Source organism: Burkholderiales bacterium (genome assembly GCA_035543335.1).
GTDB lineage: Bacteria > Pseudomonadota > Gammaproteobacteria > Burkholderiales > JAHFRG01 > JAHFRG01.
The window spans coordinates 1-18,218 of sequence record DASZZH010000038.1; the positions used below are offsets into that span (position 1 = coordinate 1).

Annotated in this window: 17 protein-coding genes, 1 tRNA gene and 1 other RNA gene; 9 read left to right on the plus strand and 10 right to left on the minus strand. The window is 57.8% G+C overall.

All coding sequences use genetic code 11. The annotated features are described in order from the left end of the window. Positions 1 to 215 (minus strand): hypothetical protein (locus tag VHE58_10070; GenBank protein ID HVS27617.1); only part of this gene is annotated, 215 nt, incomplete at its 3' end. Between the two features lie 113 nt (positions 216 to 328). On the opposite strand from VHE58_10070, the gene ssrA reads away from it, so the two are divergent. Beyond that, positions 329 to 689: a transfer-messenger RNA gene (gene ssrA, locus VHE58_10075) on the plus strand. 139 nt (positions 690 to 828) lie between these two features. Here the strand turns inward: ssrA and VHE58_10080 are convergent. Continuing rightward, positions 829 to 1,428, minus strand: coding sequence for a DUF1097 domain-containing protein (locus tag VHE58_10080; protein HVS27618.1), 600 nt, complete (start codon positions 1,426 to 1,428; stop codon positions 829 to 831). A 487-nt stretch (positions 1,429 to 1,915) separates the two neighbouring features. Between VHE58_10080 and VHE58_10085 the strand changes: the two genes are divergently transcribed. Next, entirely contained in the window at positions 1,916 to 2,785 is an 870-nt protein-coding gene (locus tag VHE58_10085; GenBank protein HVS27619.1) for a hypothetical protein, read from the plus strand. 21 nt (positions 2,786 to 2,806) lie between these two features. Next, complete coding sequence (locus tag VHE58_10090; protein HVS27620.1) at positions 2,807 to 3,712, plus strand: alpha/beta hydrolase; 906 nt, start codon at positions 2,807 to 2,809, stop codon at positions 3,710 to 3,712. 44 nt (positions 3,713 to 3,756) lie between these two features. On the opposite strand, the gene VHE58_10095 is transcribed toward VHE58_10090, so the two are convergent. Next, complete coding sequence (locus VHE58_10095) at positions 3,757 to 5,436, minus strand: acyl-CoA dehydrogenase family protein (protein HVS27621.1); 1,680 nt, start codon at positions 5,434 to 5,436, stop codon at positions 3,757 to 3,759. Positions 5,437 to 5,453: 17 nt separating this feature from the next. Next, a complete protein-coding gene (gene gabD / locus VHE58_10100; GenBank protein HVS27622.1) occupies positions 5,454 to 6,947 on the minus strand; it encodes an NADP-dependent succinate-semialdehyde dehydrogenase in 1,494 nt (497 codons plus the stop codon). 170 nt (positions 6,948 to 7,117) lie between these two features. Between gabD and VHE58_10105 the strand changes: the two genes are divergently transcribed. After that, positions 7,118 to 7,846: a VacJ family lipoprotein gene (locus VHE58_10105; protein ID HVS27623.1), complete on the plus strand. Its 729-nt coding sequence runs from the start codon at positions 7,118 to 7,120 to the stop codon at positions 7,844 to 7,846. A gap of 170 nt (positions 7,847 to 8,016) precedes the next feature. Here the strand turns inward: VHE58_10105 and VHE58_10110 are convergent, their stop codons facing one another. The 4 genes from VHE58_10110 to VHE58_10125 form a co-directional block, all read right to left on the minus strand. Beyond that, the gene (locus VHE58_10110; protein ID HVS27624.1) at positions 8,017 to 9,030 is read right to left on the minus strand and encodes a DUF6352 family protein; all 1,014 of its coding nucleotides are present in this window, start codon (positions 9,028 to 9,030) and stop codon (positions 8,017 to 8,019) included. A 15-nt stretch (positions 9,031 to 9,045) separates the two neighbouring features. Further along, positions 9,046 to 10,410: a DEAD/DEAH box helicase gene (locus VHE58_10115; protein ID HVS27625.1), complete on the minus strand. Its 1,365-nt coding sequence runs from the start codon at positions 10,408 to 10,410 to the stop codon at positions 9,046 to 9,048. 552 nt (positions 10,411 to 10,962) lie between these two features. Next, on the minus strand, positions 10,963 to 11,502 hold the full coding sequence (locus VHE58_10120) for a peroxiredoxin (protein ID HVS27626.1): 540 nt from the start codon (positions 11,500 to 11,502) through the stop codon (positions 10,963 to 10,965). Between the two features lies 1 nt (position 11,503). Next, on the minus strand, positions 11,504 to 12,685 hold the full coding sequence (locus tag VHE58_10125; protein HVS27627.1) for an MFS transporter: 1,182 nt from the start codon (positions 12,683 to 12,685) through the stop codon (positions 11,504 to 11,506). A 111-nt stretch (positions 12,686 to 12,796) separates the two neighbouring features. Here VHE58_10125 and VHE58_10130 point away from each other — a divergent pair, with 111 nt between their 5' ends. From VHE58_10130 to VHE58_10140, 3 genes are all read left to right on the plus strand, one after another. Then, positions 12,797 to 14,629 carry a lipase maturation factor family protein gene (locus VHE58_10130; GenBank protein HVS27628.1) on the plus strand — a complete coding sequence of 611 codons (1,833 nt, stop codon included), beginning with the start codon at positions 12,797 to 12,799 and terminating at the stop codon, positions 14,627 to 14,629. Positions 14,630 to 14,789: 160 nt separating this feature from the next. Beyond that, positions 14,790 to 14,865, plus strand: a tRNA-Arg gene (locus VHE58_10135). 69 nt (positions 14,866 to 14,934) lie between these two features. Next, complete coding sequence (locus tag VHE58_10140) at positions 14,935 to 15,477, plus strand: hypothetical protein (GenBank protein HVS27629.1); 543 nt, start codon at positions 14,935 to 14,937, stop codon at positions 15,475 to 15,477. 198 nt (positions 15,478 to 15,675) lie between these two features. Here VHE58_10140 and VHE58_10145 read toward each other — a convergent pair whose 3' ends face one another. Beyond that, positions 15,676 to 16,062, minus strand: coding sequence for a hypothetical protein (locus VHE58_10145; GenBank protein HVS27630.1), 387 nt, complete (start codon positions 16,060 to 16,062; stop codon positions 15,676 to 15,678). 238 nt (positions 16,063 to 16,300) lie between these two features. Next, positions 16,301 to 16,699, minus strand: coding sequence for a hypothetical protein (locus VHE58_10150; GenBank protein HVS27631.1), 399 nt, complete (start codon positions 16,697 to 16,699; stop codon positions 16,301 to 16,303). A gap of 216 nt (positions 16,700 to 16,915) precedes the next feature. On the opposite strand from VHE58_10150, the gene VHE58_10155 reads away from it, so the two are divergent. Together VHE58_10155 and VHE58_10160 are read left to right on the plus strand one after the other, a co-directional pair. After that, on the plus strand, positions 16,916 to 17,620 hold the full coding sequence (locus tag VHE58_10155; protein HVS27632.1) for a (2Fe-2S)-binding protein: 705 nt from the start codon (positions 16,916 to 16,918) through the stop codon (positions 17,618 to 17,620). Between the two features lie 47 nt (positions 17,621 to 17,667). Then, positions 17,668 to 18,204, plus strand: a complete 537-nt coding sequence (locus tag VHE58_10160; GenBank protein ID HVS27633.1) for a superoxide dismutase family protein — start codon at positions 17,668 to 17,670, stop codon at positions 18,202 to 18,204. Positions 18,205 to 18,218 lie beyond the last annotated feature (14 nt).

The window sequence follows — 18,218 nt, forward strand, 5'->3', positions numbered from 1 at the left end:
TCCACGGGGCCGCGGCGTCGGCTTTCCGGGATGGGATGCGCGAAGCGAGCCGCGTCGAATAGCCGTTGCCTATTCGCAAGGCGAGCGACAAAGCAGACCGCCCGGAAAGCCACGCCCCATCCGGGTTTGCACGAAAAATGCTCATCTGCTGCGTTGCGCTCCTCGGCATCGTAGTCTTGGCTACGACCTTCGTCACGCGCCTTGCATCTGAGCATTTTTCGTGTAAACGCGGCTCCCGGAGAGTTCTTCAACACCCTGCCAGCCCGTCGATTTGCTAGAATGACGCTTCCAGAGTGAACTTTGCGGTTCCTGGAGCATCATGAGTATTGGGGGCGACCTGGCTTCGACGCGGGTCACAAAGCAGCGCAGGGCATACCGAGGACCAGTTCCCTCGCAAATCCACTGGAAATCTTTAAACGCGAACGACGAGCGTTTTGCTTTAGCCGCTTAATACCGGCTAACTCTGCACCGGTTTGGTTCTAGGTCGGCTGGCGCAAGCCAGAGCAGAGTCATACATAGAGCCTCGTGCCGCCCAGGGCTACTTTGAGCGGTACTAAACAATAGGTAACTCGCCGTGGCGTAGCCCGTCGGTTGGCGGCGCCCCGGTTAAATTAAACAGCCAGACTAAGTATGTAGAACTGCCTGTAGAGGGTTCGCGGACGCGGGTTCGATTCCCGCCGCCTCCACCAATTACGATTTTCCAAAAGCAAACGCCGAGGGGGTATGCCCCTCGGCGTTCATTTCCGTAACATAATTCCCGGGATTTTGAACTCCGCTGTGGAGCGGCACCGGCTCGCATCCAGCCCGGGTGGTTTTGAGTCTTAAGATCTATGCAGCGCCCGAACCAAGCGCGGCAGCGCCCTTGGCGGAGGCTAAGCCCAAGACAGCGCCGATTGCCAACGAGAGCGAAACCGTGATGACGGCGTTGTCGAGGCTGAGGGACATCAGGCTCGAGAGACTCAGCTTGTCAGGCGTCTGCAGCAGGAAAGCGAACGTGGCTGCGTATCCGTAGACATTCGCCGGGATTACCGATAATGCCTTGATGTTGGCGGCGTAGCAGATCGCCCAGACCGTAACGCCGACGACGATGCCCGCCCACAACGGCAAGGTCAACTTATCCGCGAGCGGGATCGACAGAATGACCACTGCAGCGATCCAGGCAGAGACCGACCCGAAGACGTTGCCCACTATGGTGTTGCGCAGGGCATTATTGTCGCCGCCCGTATGGAAAAAACATGCCCAGCCTATGAATGCCGCCCAGATGAGGATGCCTCCCAACGAAAGAAATGCCCAAGCAGCTAAACCTCCCAGAACCCCGATGCTTAGAGACAAAGCGCTCATTTTTGACATAGTACCCTCCTGAATGATTTTGGATTTCTCGAAGTTGCCGGACACTATTTCCGCTTTCCAGCGATCTAATTGCAGCAAGGCACGTGACTAGCTGTTTTTTATAATAAGGGGACGCTTGCTGTTATGTGGGATACGCTGTGGGTAAGGTACTCCTTGTTTTCAAAGCTGAGTAAGCGCTATACCCGACGGTTTTATGCTCCCAGCTACATTGCACTAGCTCCAGCTGCCTGGATTGGGTTGTCCCCGCCCAAGCGCCTAGAGTATCTGCCGTATCGCCAACAAGGTCAACGACAGTGAGCCAAGCAGGCATGATTTCTCGATTGCAGTTGCGCTCCCCGACCAGAGCTTGAACCTGGGACCTGAAGATTAACGGTTGTAAAAATTAGCCTTTTTCTGACCTTGCCCGCCGGAGTTCGCCATGCATTCCACGATTTCCCAGTGTTCCTCGCAGCAGTGCTATCTCGTGGATCAGACGGCTTTAGACTCTATCGGCTGACCAGTGCGATAATGCGGTAACGAATAAAGTCGTATGCAAAATGCCGAGCCCTTTCCAATTGAATCCGAGATGACTGCAGCATTCCAAGCCAGCGTGACAGTAAATGGAGATATTGGACTGCTGGAAGCGTTCAAGCAGCAGATCAACACCCTGCTTTCCGAAGAAAGCGCTGTTCAGAACTTCCGGGAACAATATATTTCACAAGACTTGATTTACCGCTTCGAAGCCAATCAAGGCATCCCCTTCCCGCTCTTCGTCACAACTTCGGCAGCCTTCCCCGACCTGAAAATCAAAGTGGAATGGATTAACCACCGCGATGGGGTAAGCGGCAGCGCGCTGATCCAGAACGGCAAGCTTGCTGACCAACACACCCGATCGCTTGCCGACTCCGAGCGCATCAGCAGCCCTCTGCAATTGGACATCGAAGTCGAAGAAAACGGTTATCTCAGGCAGGCCATCGTTTTCAAGAACATCGGCCCCAGCGAGTACGCCGGATATTTTCTCACCGGTAAACAACACGCCTTGTTCAAAATCCGCAAACGGGACAACCAGGCCGAGCTTTACGCCAGCGATGGATTGGATACCGAATGGGCGGAACATTGGACTTATAACCTGGAAAGCCGCAGCAACGGTTACCAGGAACTAGCACCTCGCGAAAAAATCGAGGACGGGCTATACCAGGTGATGCAAGCACTGGTCGACGATTTTGTTGATGAATGGGTGTGGTTCGCCGAAAGCCCGCCGGAAAACATCATCATCGAGCAGCAGAAGTACGAGCGCATGGGGCTGGCCACACACCAGGCCAACATCAAGGCGGAGAAAATCAGAAAAATGGACAAAGGCAATGCAGGGCGGGGAAACTCCTATGGGTTCAGCACCCTGAGCAATGACTGCGCATGGATTAAAACGGTGGTTGTGGAATGTTGGGCCGGAAAATAACCAAGCCGGCGAAGAACTAAAATGCGCGAACACAGTTTCCTGAGCCTTGGCCCGCACGGCTTTCACCGCATTGCGTACACCGAATGGGGCAACCCGGACAATGCGCATGTCGTGGTGTGCGTGCACGGCCTTACCCGCAACGCGCGTGATTTCGATTTTCTGGCGGCGGCATTACAAAGCGACTGTCGGGTCGTCTGCCCCGATATGCCCGGCCGCGGGAACAGCGAGCGGCTTGGCCACGCCGAGGATTACAACTATACGGTATATGTTGCCGACATGGCAGCGCTGCTGGCGCGGCTTGGGGCCGGAGGCCATTCGAAAATTCTCAATTTAGCGGCAAAGATTTTTGGTCGCGTCAAAAATCCGATCATAGACTGGGTCGGCACGTCGATGGGCGGATTAATTGGCATGATGATCGCGGCGCAGCCGAAATCGCCGATACGGCGGTTGGTGATGAACGACGTGGGGCCCTTGGTTCCGGCGGCAGCGCTGCGCCGGCTGGGCGAATACGTGGGCAAGGATCCGCAGTTTGCGAGCCTTGAGGAATTCGAAGCCTATGTGCGAAAAGTATCTTCGCCGTTCGGCCCGCTCACCGATGCTCAGTGGCGCCATCTCGCGTTGCATAGCGTGAAGCAACATGAAGACGGCCGTTATGGCTTCAAGTACGACCCGGCTATCGGCGCGCCGCTCAAGGCCACCATCTTTCAGGACGTCGAGCTGTGGTCTTTCTGGGAAAACGTGCGCTGCCCGGTCTTGATCCTGCGTGGTGCGGAATCCGATTTGCTGCTGAGGGAAACCGCGGAGAAAATGTGCAAGCGCGAGGCGCCTACGCAACTGGTCGAGCTTCCCGGCATCGGCCACGCGCCGATGCTGATGACGGACGACCAAATCAAAATCGTGCGTGATTTTCTGTTGGCCTCGGACTGAAACTGGCAATCTCGCTCCGCAAATCGCCACTGCTTATTTAAACTTTATTCCAGCACATCGTTGGCGAGCTGCTGCGCGTCGCCTGGATCCATGTCCTTGATCAAATCCACGCCCGACGCGCAAAAACGTCTGGCTGCAGCGGCCGTCCTTCCATCATGTTCATTCTGCAAAGACCACTGCGCATGATTGAGCAACAAAGCGAGTTCAAGGCAGCGCCCTAGGGTCATGGCGAAACGCCGCGCTCCGGCTTCCAGGGACGGCGGCCCGACTTGGGCCGCGCCCTTGAACCATTCCTCGGCGAGCGCGAAAGTTTTTTTTACGGCATCGCCAGCGGCCACGAGGCTGGGCTCTTTTACCTCGGCAAGCCAGCGCAGCACTTCCTGGCGCAGCATGCTCAGCCCTCCCGCCGCCTGCACCGCCCGCAGCGTATCCAGTGCCAATACGTTGGTCGTGCCTTCCCAGATGGGGAACACCTGCGCGTCGCGCAAAAGCGTAGGCACGCCGGTGTCCTCGACATAACCCGCGCCGCCGAAGCTTTCCACGACTTCAGAGAGCACCGCCACTGATTGTTTTGCTGTGGTGAGCTTGGCGATGGGGATGAATATGCGCAGCAATTCCGCCTGCCCGCTTTCCAATCCGTCCGTTTCCTCCCGACCCAACAGTACCGCGATGTGGAAGGTCAAATGAAACGCGCCTTCCATTTCCGCCTGCAATCCCGCAAGCGTGTCCACATGCAGTGGCTTTTGTGCAAGTTTCGCGCCGAACGCGTCGCGTTTGTGGGCGTAGTCCCGCGCCAGCGCAATTCCCCTGCGCATCATGGCCACTGAACTCACCGCATTCCAGGTGCGGGTAATGTTGAGCAGAGGGGCGATGTTGCGTACGCCGTTGGCGGAATCCATCACCAGTTCGGCCTTGGTGCCGTCAAGAGTTAATTCCGCGGTCGGCACCTTGCGTGTACCCAGCTTGTCCTTGAGACGGTCGACAACCATGTTATTGGGCCTGCCTTCCGCATCGCGCGTTTCCACATAAAAGAGCGCGAGTCCCCGTCCTCCCGGCGGATTGCCCTCCGGGCGCGCCAAGGTCAACGCCATTTGCGAGGTGATGGCCGAAGTGAACCATTTGCGGCCAAAGAGCCGCCACTCTTCTTTTTCATTGCGGCGTGCCACGGTTTCGGACAGCCCGACGTCCGAGCCGCCGATGCTCTCGGTCATCCACTGGCCGCTGGTCCACAAATATTTCGGATCGCGGCTGGTTAGATGCGGCACGGCGCGCTGGATGAGCGCCTGGTTTCCGGATTGCAGCAGGGCGCGCGCTGCGCCGTCGGTCATTGCCAGCGGGCAACTGTAAACATCGGTGGATGGGGTGAACAAATACACCAGCGCAAATTGGTGCAGCCGCGCATGAACGCCGTGCCTGGGTTCATAGGCAATCGCCACCAGCCCGCGTGTGGCGGCGATGCGCTCGGCTTCGCGCCACAGCGGCGAGACCTCCACGCGATCAATACGGTTGCCCCACGCATCCCATTGCGTGAGCCTGGGTTCGTTCAGGCGGTCCGCCAGCTGCATGCGATAGAGCGCGCCTCCGGCGAGCCCGCCCATTTCCATGAGCCCGGGTTCGATGTCGCGCAGCATGGCGGGCGGCAACGCGCGTGCAAGATAGGAACGGAGCACCCGGTCATCGCTGTACTGATTGCCAAGCTCCGGAGGCGGTTGGATGAACGCCATTTGCCAACTCCTGATCTTTAGGCGTCCAGTCGGTCAATGCCGCCGAGGCAAATGTATTTCACCTGCACAAACTCTTCGATGCCGTATTTAGAACCTTCGCGGCCGATGCCGGATTGCTTCACTCCCCCAAACGGCGTGACCTCGTTGGAGATAATGCCGGTGTTGACACCCACCATTCCGCATTCCAGCGCTTCAGCGACGCGCCAGATGCGGCCGATGTCGCGGCTGTAAAAATATCCCGCCAGGCCGAACTCGGTGTCGTTGGCGATGCGCACCGCATCCTGCTCGGTCTCGAAGCGGAACAGCGGCGCCACCGGACCAAAAGTTTCTTCTTGCGCGACTTTCATTTCCGTCGTCGCATCGGTCAACACCGTGGGCTCGAAGAAAGTGCCGCCCAGCGCGTGCCGTTTGCCGCCCAATAATACTTTCGCACCCTTGCGCTGCGCGTCAGCGATATGGTTTTCCACTTTGGCCAGCGCCTGTTGATCTATCAGCGGACCCTGGGTCACGCCCGCTTCCATTCCGCCGCCGACTTTTAGCGTCTTTACCTTTTCCACAAGCTTTGCGGCAAACGCATCGTAAACTTTGTCCTGCACCAGAATGCGGTTGGCGCAGACGCAAGTCTGCCCGGTGTTGCGGTACTTGGACGCCATCACGCCTGCCACCGCCGCATCCAGATCGGCATCGTCGAATACAATGAACGGCGCGTTGCCGCCGAGCTCCAGCGAGATTTTCTTCACCGTGCCGGCGCATTGGCGCATGAGCAGCTTGCCCACTTCGGTGGAACCGGTAAACGTGAGTTTGCGCACCAGGGGGTTCGCGGTCATCTCGCCGCCAATGGCCGGCGCGTCGCCGGTCACCACGTTCAGCACGCCTTTGGGTATTCCGGCTTCTTCCGCCAGCACGGCGAGCGCCAGCGCAGAATAAGGCGTCTGCTCCGCCGGCTTCACCACCATCACGCAGCCCGCGGCAAGCGCGGGACCGGCTTTGCGCGTAATCATCGCGGTGGGAAAATTCCACGGCGTAATCGCCACGCAGACGCCGACCGGTTCTTTAACCACAAGCAGCCGCTTGTCGGCCAGCGGCTGCGGAATGGTATCGCCGTAAAGACGCTTGCCCTCTTCGGCGAACCATTCAATGAAAGACGCGGCGTAGGCGATTTCGCCTTTGGCTTCGGCGAGCGGCTTGCCCTGCTCCGCCGTCATGATGACGGCGAGATCCTGCTGATTGGCCATGATGAGCTCGAACCAGCGCCGCAAAACCGCAGCGCGCTCCTTGGCGGTTTTAACGCGCCACGCTGGCCAGGCGGCGTGTGCCGCCTCAATCGCGCGGCGCGTTTCAGACGCGCCCATGTTGGGCACAGTGCCAAGCTGCGAGCCGTCCGCCGGATTGGTCACGGCGAATGCGGCTTGGTTGTCGGCATTCACCCACTCGCCGTTGATATAGCATTGCTGGCGCAGCAGTTTGGGATTTTTAAGGGTTAGTGAAGCGAATTTCTGCGGTGCGTTCATGATAAGCTCTGGCTGGTAATCAGATTTCAAGTTGGGTCGCCTTGCTTTCAAAAAGCTCCGAGAACCAATATACCTATTATAACAGCCAGGCAGCTTGAATCCGCCAGCACACGCGCAACCAGCCAATCGTCGTTATACTCCGTTCAAGCAGCAACAACGAGGTAAAAATCGTGTACTTTTTGCCAGGCCTGTTTTTTTGCGCCGCGCTTTGCGGCTGCGCCAGCACCGGCGACCCCAGAGACCCCCTCGAGTCAGTGAACCGCGCCGTGTTCAACTTCAATGACGCGGTGGATAAAGCGGTGGTGAAGCCGGTGGCGATCGGTTACACCCTGGTCGTGCCGGACGTGGCAATCACCGGTGTCACCAATTTTTTCGCCAACTTGGGAGACTTTACCATCGCCGCCAATAATCTGCTGCAGCTCAAAATCAGGCAGGCAGCCTCCGATGTGGGGCGTCTGGTGATTAACAGCACGGTGGGATTATTGGGGGTGCTAGATATTGCCAGCAAATTGGGATTGGAAAAGCACAACGAGGACCTGGGCCAGACGTTGGGTTACTGGGGAGTGGGCAACGGGCCTTATCTGGTGCTGCCGTTGTTCGGGCCGACCACCGCGCGCGACGGCATGGGAACTGCGATTCAGTTGTTTTTTGATCCCATCACCAACAGCATCGACGACCCCTACTCGCGCAATCTGGTGTTTCTTCTGAAAATTGTCAACACCCGCGCCACCCTCCTGGAATTGGATAAAGTGCTGGAAGCGGCGGCGCTCGACCGCTATGAATTCTTGCGCGAAGCCTATTTGCAGCGTCGCCGCAGTCTGGTTTACGACGGCAATCCGCCGCGTGAAAAATACGAAGAGGACGAGGACGACGGGGAAACTACAAACCCTGTCCGGTAAGCCATTCCGGAATCCACTACGCCATTTTCTCCTAATTTATTTCCAGCATTGCGGCGTGCGCCATAAGGGAAATATTTCCGCTTTCAATATCCGGCACGCCCGCATCGCCTGCTCCTCATAAGACATGCGCTCCTGACCGAAATGGTGAGAGTCTTTGGCCGCCCGGGCGTTTATGTGCGCCGCGCCAGCGGCAGGTTGGTGAGCAGATTCTGCGGCTTGAGCCGCAGCAGGCTGTCCGCGTTCATCGCCATGCCGAGAAACACCGGCTGCCCGGCGAGTTCGGCGCGCATATCGGAAGGATTGAGAAAATCCATGCGGAACAGGCACAGCAGCCGCTGCCGGCGTTCTTCCGCCACTTCCTCGCCCTGATAAATATCGTTCAGAATGGCGCTCGCTTCGGCATCCAGCCCGACGTGCCAGACCCATTCTTCGCTTTCGATTTTCGGCACCGGGCTGATTCTCACTTGCACCTGGTGAATATGCTCCACCCACGCCTCCAGCACGCGGCATAATGCGGCGCAGCCGGCGTCGGCGGGGTTGAGTGCCAAAACCGTATCGTGCCGCTCATCCCTTTCCCAGTACGCCTGCGCATTGTCTTCATTGAGCACGGTGAACGTGGCGCTTCTGAGCGGCGCCTGCGCTTCCATGAGAAAGCGGCCGATATTGCCCAGACCCGCGCCGCTTTCATGCGTCTCGACCGTTTCGGCATCCGCGGCGAGAATGGCGCCGTCGCTGAAACTGATTTTCTGCGCTCGAAACAGCATTTCCGCGGCGCGCACGGCGAGCGGCTCGGGCTTTTCGCCCAGCACATGGCGCAAAATCACCTGCATCATCTGGTCGATGAAAAGCGGCGGCACCGTGGTGTTGCAGTCCTGAAAAATCGCGATGTAACAAGCTTCAAGGGAAGGCGCGGCGAGCAGCCGTTCGCGGAAGCGTAGCATCACCCGGTAGTTTTCGCGCGCATCCGCATCGGCGATTTTGGCAAGCTCTTCCTCATTCACTTCCAGGCGCGGATTGCGCATCAGCGCCTGGTGCAGAGCCAATTCATCGGCACAGGATTCGAGAACCGGTTGCAGCTCGCGGCGCAGGAAATAACCGCGCAGGAAATCATCCGTCACCGCCAGGCTGCCGTCGCGGTCGCGCTTTAAACAATGAAACCCGCAACTGCGCCAGAAATCAATCATGGCCTTTGAACCGGATCACGGCAAATCAGTTTTGCCGGACTTTGGCCGGGGCTGGAACAATGCCGGCAGCGGTTTGGCCGCTGGCTGCCGGGGTGTGGTCCGCTCGGTTAAGACCGGCGGTTGCGGCCGGACTTCACGCGGCGATTGCGGCTGGATTTCGCGCGCCTGGCGCTGTGGCGTCGGACGCGGCGATTCTTCTTTTTGGGATCCTGGCCGCGAGCCGCCGCGGAATGGCTGACCGGGCTCGAAGCCCGGAATAATCTCCACCGGCAGCTTGAATTTGAGAAAGCGTTCGATGTCCTTGAGCTGTTCGTGCTCTTCCGCGCACACCAGCGACACCGCATCACCCGCGCTTCCGGCGCGGCCGGTGCGGCCGATGCGGTGCACATAGTCTCCTGCCACATGCGGCAGCTCGAAATTCACCACGTGCGGCAGCTCATCAATGTCGAGACCGCGTGCCGCGACGTCGGTCGCGACTAACACGCGCACTCTTCCGCTCTTGAATTCGGCCAGCGCCTGTGTGCGCTGCGGCTGGCTCTTGTTGCTGTGAATGGCCGTGGATTGAATGCCGTCGTGCTGCAACTGGTGCGCAAGGCGGTTCGCGCCGTGCTTGGTGCGGGTGAACACCAGCACCTGACGCAAATTCTGCTGCTTGATGATATGCGCGAGCAGCGCGCGCTTGCGATTGTGATCCACCGGGTGCACCACATGGGTGACGGTCTCCACCGCGGCGTTGCGGCGCCCCACTTCAATCAGCACCGGTTTGTTGAGAAGCTGATCGGCGAGCTGCTTGATTTCGTCGGAGAATGTCGCCGAAAAGAGCAGGTTCTGGCGCTTCGTTGGCAGGAGCGCGAGGATTCTTTTTATATCCGGCAGGAAACCCATGTCGAGCATGCGGTCAGCTTCATCGAGCACCAGGATTTCCACTCTGGAAAGATTGACCGTCTTTTGCTGCACATGATCGAGCAGCCGGCCGGGCGTCGCCACCAGAATCTCCACGCCCGATTGCAGTTCCTTGATTTGCGGATTGATGTTGATTCCGCCGTAAACCACCGTGGACTTGAGCGCGACGTATTTTCCATAGACCGCCACGCTTTCGGCCACCTGCATCGCCAGTTCCCGCGTCGGAGTGATAATCAGCGCGCGCACCGGATGGCGCGCCGGCGAAGCACTGGTGCTGGCGTGGATTTTGAGCCGCTCCAAAAGCGGCCAGGTGAAGCCCGCGGTCTTGCCGGTGCCGGTCTGCGCGCCGGCCATCACATCCAGGCCGGAAAGTATTGATGGAATCACCTGCACCTGCACCGGCGTGGGCTCGACATAACCCTGTTCCGCGATGGCGCGGAGAATTTCAGCTGACAGGCCGAGTGAGTCAAAAGACATATAGAACCTCTCTCACCAATGGTCGCGCGATGCGTTGCCAGCCAGAAAGGCCGGATGCGAGGCGCGAAGGCGCGGACATATGTTGAACATAGGCAAGCCGAGCAACGACGCAGCCGGTTTTTCTGGCCGCAACCCTTCGGGACAGGGGCCGTCGCGACCCGGCGGCGAAGCTAGGTGCGGGAGCGACGAGCTGTGCGCCCGGAAATGGCTGGCTTTCGACGGCCTTTTCGCCCCTCCCCGCGCCACGCTGCGCGAGTCCGAGTCCGGGGCGCACTTTGCGCCATTTTGTCGTTGCTCGCTCCTGGTTTGGAATGACCAAACGGCGTCGCTTGCGCCTAAAACTGGCTTCAAAATCGCTTTCCGTCGCACACGTGACCATTGGTGAGAGAGGTTCTTTGCTCCTAAATCGGCCTACCTGGGCTTTGCGCCCGGGACCGGTCTAGGCAGATAACAATGTGTTAAGAGGAATACCGCGAGGGTCGGCGGCCCAGACCGGACAGTTGGACCGCACTAGGCGCGCATCATACTCCATTCGCGCCGCGTGTAAAACGACTATTTTCCTGCGGTCAGCACTTTCAGGTCTGCGATGACTTCTTTGGAATTGCGCGACGTGTCGGCCTTGAGATAAACCCTGGCAATTTTTCCCTGCGGATTAATCAGGAAGGTATTGCGCTTAGCCAGTTTGAAGAAGCCCGGGTTGTAAATCGAGCCGTAGCGCTCCGCCACTTCGCCCTTGGTGTCGGCAAGCAGCGGAAAAGGCAGATGGTATTTCCTGGCGAATTCGGCGTGGCTGGTGCTGTCATCCACGCTCACGCCCACCACTTCCGCGCCCATGGCGGTGAGCTGGTGCAAATCGTCGCGGAAGGTGCAGGCCTGCTGGGTGCAGCCGGGCGTGTCGTCCTTGGGATAGAAATACAGCACCAGCCATTTGCCGCCGAAATCCCTGAGATTGCGCACCACGCCGTTTTGATCGGGAAGGGAAAAATTCGGCGCAGCATCGCCGATACTTGGCATGTTGCCGGGGCGCGCCACGCTGATCCAAAACAGCGCACCCGCCGCCACCGCCGCCAATAAAAAAATCAGTTTAATCATTTCAGACCCTGTTCATGAAAGGTATCCTCGCCCAGCCGCGCAACAGCAACGCACTCGTGGCGGCAATGGCGCTGGCGAAAAAAAACGCCACCGCCGCGCTCTGGTACTGCCACAGGACGCCAAACACCAGGCCGGCGGGAATCGCCGTCAATCCGATAATCAAATAATACCAGCCAAACGCGGTGCCGCGTTCGCTTGGACTGGAAAAATCCCCGATAAGTGCCCGCTCCGCTCCTTCGCTCAAACCGGTGAAGAGGCCATAGAAAAGAGTCACTCCCCACAGCTCCGCACTTGCCGACACCTTGCCGAGCAGAAGAAAGCTCAGGGCGAACGCGGTCCAGCTTATCAACATCAACCGGCCGCGGCCCAGTTTGTCCGCGAGCCTCCCGCCCCAAGTGGAGGTCGCGGCCTTGGCGAAATTGAGTGCCGCCCACAACAGCAGCAGTTCCACCACGCTTATGCGCAACTGGTAACCGAGCAGCAGTATGAAAGTTTCGGAAATACGGGCAAAGGTAAACAATCCCAGCACCACCAGATAGCGCCGCATAGGTAACGACAGGCCGCGCCAGGAAAGCGGCGTAAGTTCTGCACGAGGCTGTACCACGGGAGCGGGTTTTTCCTTGACTCCCACTAGCAGGAACAACACCGCAATGAGTCCCGGAACTGCGGAAAGCAAAATCACCTGCGGCAAAGTAAACGTGGAATAGGCGAGCACCGCGGCGGCGGCGAGGCTGCCCATCACTGCTCCGCCGTTATCCAGCGCGCGATGAAAACCAAAGGCGTAACCCAGCATGGACGGCGGCGTGACATCCACCACCAGCGCATCGCGCGGCGCGCTGCGCAGGCCTTTGCCAACCCGATCCAGACTACGCAATACCAGCACCAGCGGCCAGTTCCCTGCCAGCCCCAGGAACGGCCGCGCCAGATTGGAGAGCGTGTAGCCAAACAGCGTCAGCCCCTTGCGCCTGCCGCTTAAGCGGTCGGAATGGCGCCCCGACCACAGCTTCAAAAAACTCGCCACGGCATCGGCAACGCCTTCAATTAAACCGAGCGCGACAGGGCCGGAAGAAAGCACCGTCACCAGCAGGATTGGAATCAACGGAATGACCATGTCCGAAGCAAAGTCATTGAAGAAACTGACCAAGCCGAGAATGACCACGGTGCGCGGCAATCGCTGCTGCAATGTTTTTCCTGTGCAAAATGACAAACGGGTGGAAGCATTGTAAGCCATACGTCCCGCCACGGCTGTTATTCGCGGTTTCCTTCTTTTTCCCTTCAGGCATAATCTGGTTTTATGGGAACAATGAGCGCAGGCGGCCCTCGGCCGCTCCTGATCTATGACGGCGATTGCGGCTTCTGCACCTACTGGGTGCGTTATTGGCAAAAGCTTACTCAAGACCGGATGGACTATGCGCCCTATCAGGAAGTCGCCGCTCAGTACCCGCACATTTCTGTTGCCGAGTTTCAACGCGCGGTACAGTACATCGCGCCCGGCGGGAGCACCGCCCGCGCCGGCGAAGCCACTTTTCTCACGCTTTCTCATGCGCGCGGCAAAAGTTTCTGGCTGGCGTTGTACCGCCGGCTGCCGGGTTTCGCCGCGCTGACGGAACTCGCTTACGCGTTCATCGCTTCGCACCGCACGGCGTTTTATCGCTTGAGCCTGTTGTTGTGGGGGCGCGATTGCGCTCCGCCGCGATTTGATTCTGTTTCCTGGCTGTTTTTGCGCGCGACCAGCCTGATTTATCTCGCAGCATTTACTTCTTTCGGCGTGCAGGCATTGGGGTTGATCGGCAGCCACGGCATCCTGCCGCTTCCAGAATTTATCGGCGCCGTCCGAAGCCATTTCGGCGCAGAGCGTTACTGGCTGTTTCCCATGCTGTTCTGGTGGGGTACGGGCAATTTCGTCATTCAAGCCACATGCTGGGCCGGCGCGGCGCTATCGCTGCTGGTGGTGTTCAACGTCCTGCCGCGCTTGAGTCTGCTTTTGCTTTATGCGCTATATCTCTCGCTGTTCTACGCCGGGCAGGATTTCATGACGTTTCAATGGGATTTGCTGCTGCTGGAGACCGGATTTCTTGCGCTTCTGCTGAGCACGGGCTCAAGGTTTGGCATCTGGCTGTTGCGCTGGCTGTTGTTCCGCTTAATGTTTTTTTCGGGTGCGGTAAAGCTTCTGAGCGGTGATCCCACTTGGGCGGACCTCTCGGCACTCTCCTACCACTTTCAAACCCAGCCGCTGCCCACGCCGCTAGCCTGGTACACGCACCATTTGCCGCAAGGTACGTTGAGTTTCGCCACCGGCATGACTTTTTTCATCGAGCTCGCGCTGCCGTTCCTGATTTTCTGTCCAAGGCGCTTGCGCTTTGTTGCGGCTTTCGGCTTTCTGCTGCTGCAAGTCACCATTCTCCTCACCGGCAACTACAATTTCTTCAATCTCCTCACCATGGCGCTATGCCTCACCTTGTTCGACGACGTGGCCCTCAACCATCTGCTGCCACAAAACCTGGCCCGCGCGCTTCAGCAACGGGTGCGCGGCATGCAGCCGGGAAAAGCCGCTTCGTTTGCCGTTGCTTCGTTTGCCCTGTTGATTGTGCTGGTGAGCGGCACGCAGATTTTTTCCACTTTTACCGGGCGCGCGCCGGTTTTGGCGCTGGCGCTGAACAACGGTACCGCGCCATTTCGCATCGTCAACACTTACGGTTTATTCGCGGTGATGACCACCGAGCGGCCGGAAATCATCATCGAAGGCTCGGACGACGGTATTCACTGGAGCGAATACGCATTCAAGTACAAGCCGGGAGATGTGAAACGGGCGCCGCCGTGGAATATCCCGCACCAGCCGCGGCTGGATTGGCAGATGTGGTTTGCCGCGCTGGGGACACAAGGTCAGCACCCCTGGTTTTCACGTTTGTTGCACCGGCTCCTGGAAAACTCCCCGGAAGTGATCGCGCTGCTCGACGGCAATCCCTTTCCCCACAAGCCGCCTCTTTACGTGCGGGCCCTGCTTTACGACTACCGGTATGCGAGCGGAGAAGAAAAAGCTCTGAGAGGCGTGTGGTGGCAGCGCAGGCTCGCGGGTCTTTATTATCCCGCAGTAGAAATTAAGGAAAAACAGCTTGAGCGGCCGTGAAGCCCCTTCCAATCTCATGGAAGGAATGGTGCGGCTGCGCCAGCCTTAAGCCTCAACCGTCGTTCCCGGCGGGGCAGGCTCGCGCAGGCAGCGCGCTTCGCCCTGAACCGGCACTGGACGAGTGATACGCGAAGGCAATATAGGCTAGAATGCGCGCGTCGCCCCGATAGCTCAGTGGATAGAGCAGTCCCCTCCTAAGGGACAGGTCGCACGTTCGATTCGTGTTCGGGGCGCCAACCAGTACCCGGATTTGCCCTGCTTGGGGAATCCGGCAGCAACAAGCACCCTGACCGGTTCCAAGAAAAGTGCGCTTCAAAATAAAACTTCTTGAGGAGCCGGGAATCTTACACTTAGTGAAGCCGTGCATCTGCCTCGTATCTTTTCTATTGACTTTTGGCTTTGCATCAGCGGGCGAGCTTCCTAATCCGCAATTAACGCCAGGAGCCACCGACCCTAATGTGACCCAGGGCAACATCCGGAACACAATTTGTGTAAAAGGCTTTACGAAAAAAATTCGGCCGCCTGCTTATTACACCAATGCCCTCAAGAAAAAACAGATCAGGCAGTACGGCTACACAGATAAAGACCCCAAGCACTACGAGGAAGACCATCTCATTCCCTTGGAAGTCGGCGGCAACCCTACAGACAAGGCAAATCTCTGGCCGGAACCTCGATACGGCCGGTGGTCAGCAGCAAAAAAGGACCGGCTCGAAAACAAACTGCATGAGCTGGTTTGCCATGGGGCCTTGAACCTGGGAGAAGCTCAGCAGGAAATTCGCTCAAATTGGATTGCAGCCTATATGAGGTACATGACCCCAACCAAGCATCGTGCCAAAATCGGTGGATAGCTTGCAACACCTGCGTCACTTCCGATACAAACGGCCAGCCCGCTTCATCTTATAACTCATTGATTGGCCGAGAATGGACTGCTGGCACCTTTCTTGCTGGTTTGTATTTTCGCAAGCGTAGTGTTTCTGCTTGCTCATTCTCCTTTATTAAGACTTTTGGGCGTGTCCTCCACGCCCATTTTTTTGCCTGTCGTCGGTTCAGCGCATGCGTATCAACGCCGGCGGCAAGTAAGGAAACGGCCGGCAAAACAAGCCGTAGCCACAGAACTGGTTCTGGTACTGTATTTCCTCGCGTCGCTCCGCTTGAATGTAGGTTTCCTGCATATAGTCGATCACCTCGTCCGCCACGCCCTGGTCATGCAGTTTCGCAAGCTGGGATGCGCTTAGGCGATACACGTCATGCGAATCACGCAACTGTTTCACGATCGTTTCCGCAGGCATGTCGTCGCGGGTCATTTGCACGATTTGTTCTACCGTTACCGGATTGGTTTTCTCATTACCCAAGCCAGCGCACCCGCTGAGCCAAGTGGACAGCATCAGTATAATCGCCGTGCCGAGGCGCACCGGTGAGCCCGGAACATCCATCAGTCCGCCAGTGACAAATTTGATACACCGCCACTGCAATAAACTGTTACGCGTTTGGCACACTCCTTTCCCCGACAGCATCAGAAGCCATTGATTGAAAATGAACTGCGCCCTGGCACTCCATTTACTGTTACTTAGGGGCGCAAGCATGGAGGATGAGATCTCCTCCATATGCTCATTTTCCTTTCTTTCCAGGGTGCGGCTCCGCGCCCTTTTTCTTTGACCGCGTAACGCTTGATTAATCCTTTTTCTCTTGCGAGGCGCCTGCCGATTTGGCTTGAGCGCTCATGAAATCGGCAAGCTGCTTGAAGTAATCGAACCCCGCCGCCGGCGACATGAGCGGCGGGACCATGGCCTGTGGTTGCTGAAACGAACGCGTGAACCAATCCGCTAGATTCGCTCCGCCTTGCTGCGCGGCGCCGAACTGGGCAAAAGCCTGCAACAAGTTGGTATAAGTGGCGCCGATGCGGCTCATCTCCCGCGCCATCCCTACGAACAATTCCACTTCCCCGCCTTCAACCATATTGTTTATTTTTTGGATCAGTTCGCGCCGCTGTTCCCACGGCTCACTGCCATTGGCGAGAAAGGTGCGCAGTTCCTTGAGCAGGCCTGCAACTTCCGGGCTTAATTCAGGCATTTTTTCTCCTCAAGATTATTCATAAACCAAGAATAGCCCGAAGCGGAGTGCATTGCCAGCGCCTGCTCAGGCGTTTTCCCGTGATGAAAATGTTATTGGCTAAATCGGCAGCGGTTTGCGGCTGCCTTCATCTTTTAAAGATCCGACCTGTGGCCTGTCCGGTTGACATTGCGGCGCGATGAGTGTTACATAAGCAGCACTGCCCGAGAGTGGGTTATGGAGAGACGCGAATTCATCAAAATCTGCGCCGGGGCCGCAGCTGTGGCGGCGGTCAACAACGGCTTCGCCGCGCAAAACACCGAGCCCCGATTCTATGCCCGCGCCCGGCTGGTGGATTACGACGGCCGCCCGCTCCAGGCGTCCCGGCTGCAAATCAAGCAAAACTATATTTTCCACTATCCGTTTCAGGGTACGCCGTGCTTCCTGTTGAATCTCGGCAAACCCACTACGAGCCAGGCAATGCTGCTCACCGCCGATGGCAAAAGCTATCACTGGAAAGGCGGGGTAGGCGCAAACCATTCCGTTGTCGCTTATTCAGCAATCTGCGCTCACCGCCTGGCCTACCCCACCAAGCAGATCAGCTTTATCAGCTACCGTGGCGACGTCAGCTCAAAAATCGGGAAACCTGACGTGATTCACTGCTGCGCCGAGCACAGCGAATACGATCCTGCGCAGGGTGCAAAGGTGGTTTCCGGCCCGGCACCACAGCCGCTGGCGGCAATTATCCTTGAGCACGACAAGAACACCGACGAGCTCTATGCGGTCGGCACGCTTGGTGGAGAGCTGTTCAACAATTTCTTTTCCAAGTACGACTTCAAGCTGGCTTTGGAGTATGGCTCCAAGAAAGCGCAGAAACAGGTAACCGGCGATGTCATCGTCACCGAGTTGACAAACTTTTGCCAACAGCAAGTCAGGTGCTAGATAACGCCGCTCGGCAGTTTAATAACCCAAACAGCAAAGGAGATGAAATGAGAATATTGCTTGCAGCATTATCTTGCTCGCTGATTATGGCGGGCTGCGCCTGGCTGCCCGGCAAAACCGCCTCTGCCACCGCAAACCTGCAGCCTACCAAGGGCAATAAGGTTTGGGGCACCGTCACTTTCACCCAAAAAGGCAGCAAAGTGCTGGTGGTAGCGAACGTAAACGGCCTAACCCCTGGCTTGCACGGTTTTCACGTTCACGAAAAAGGCGATTGCAGTGCGGCCGACGGAATGAGCGCCGGAGGGCATTTCAATCCCGCCGGCAAACCCCACGGCACTCCGGACAGCGCAGAACGCCACGGCGGCGACCTGGGCAATCTCACCGCAGATAAATCGGGCAACGCCACGCTTTCAATTGAAGTGGATGGCATCACCCTGGATCAGACGGCCAACAGCATTGTCGGCAAAGGCGTAATCGTGCACGCCAATCCGGATGACCTGAAATCACAGCCCGCAGGAAATGCCGGGCCCAGGGTGACTTGCGGCGTGATCCGCCTCACTGAGAAGGCGAAATCCGGTTATTAAGGCAATACACAGTA

What these genes read in the sequence shown, in the direction of transcription:
- VHE58_10085 (HVS27619.1), top strand. Translation starts at nt 1,916, where the DNA reads ATGACTGCAGCATTCCAAGCCAGCGTGACAGTAAATGGAGATATTGGA.
- VHE58_10090 (HVS27620.1), top strand. Translation starts at nt 2,807, where the DNA reads ATGCGCGAACACAGTTTCCTGAGCCTTGGCCCGCACGGCTTTCACCGC.
- VHE58_10095 (HVS27621.1), bottom strand. Translation starts at nt 5,436, where the DNA reads ATGGCGTTCATCCAACCGCCTCCGGAGCTTGGCAATCAGTACAGCGAT.
- gabD (HVS27622.1), bottom strand. Translation starts at nt 6,947, where the DNA reads ATGAACGCACCGCAGAAATTCGCTTCACTAACCCTTAAAAATCCCAAA.
- VHE58_10110 (HVS27624.1), bottom strand. Translation starts at nt 9,030, where the DNA reads ATGATTGATTTCTGGCGCAGTTGCGGGTTTCATTGTTTAAAGCGCGAC.
- VHE58_10115 (HVS27625.1), bottom strand. Translation starts at nt 10,410, where the DNA reads ATGTCTTTTGACTCACTCGGCCTGTCAGCTGAAATTCTCCGCGCCATC.
- VHE58_10120 (HVS27626.1), bottom strand. Translation starts at nt 11,502, where the DNA reads ATGATTAAACTGATTTTTTTATTGGCGGCGGTGGCGGCGGGTGCGCTG.
- VHE58_10130 (HVS27628.1), top strand. Translation starts at nt 12,797, where the DNA reads ATGGGAACAATGAGCGCAGGCGGCCCTCGGCCGCTCCTGATCTATGAC.
- VHE58_10145 (HVS27630.1), bottom strand. Translation starts at nt 16,062, where the DNA reads ATGGATGTTCCGGGCTCACCGGTGCGCCTCGGCACGGCGATTATACTG.
- VHE58_10150 (HVS27631.1), bottom strand. Translation starts at nt 16,699, where the DNA reads ATGCCTGAATTAAGCCCGGAAGTTGCAGGCCTGCTCAAGGAACTGCGC.
- VHE58_10155 (HVS27632.1), top strand. Translation starts at nt 16,916, where the DNA reads ATGGAGAGACGCGAATTCATCAAAATCTGCGCCGGGGCCGCAGCTGTG.
- VHE58_10160 (HVS27633.1), top strand. Translation starts at nt 17,668, where the DNA reads ATGAGAATATTGCTTGCAGCATTATCTTGCTCGCTGATTATGGCGGGC.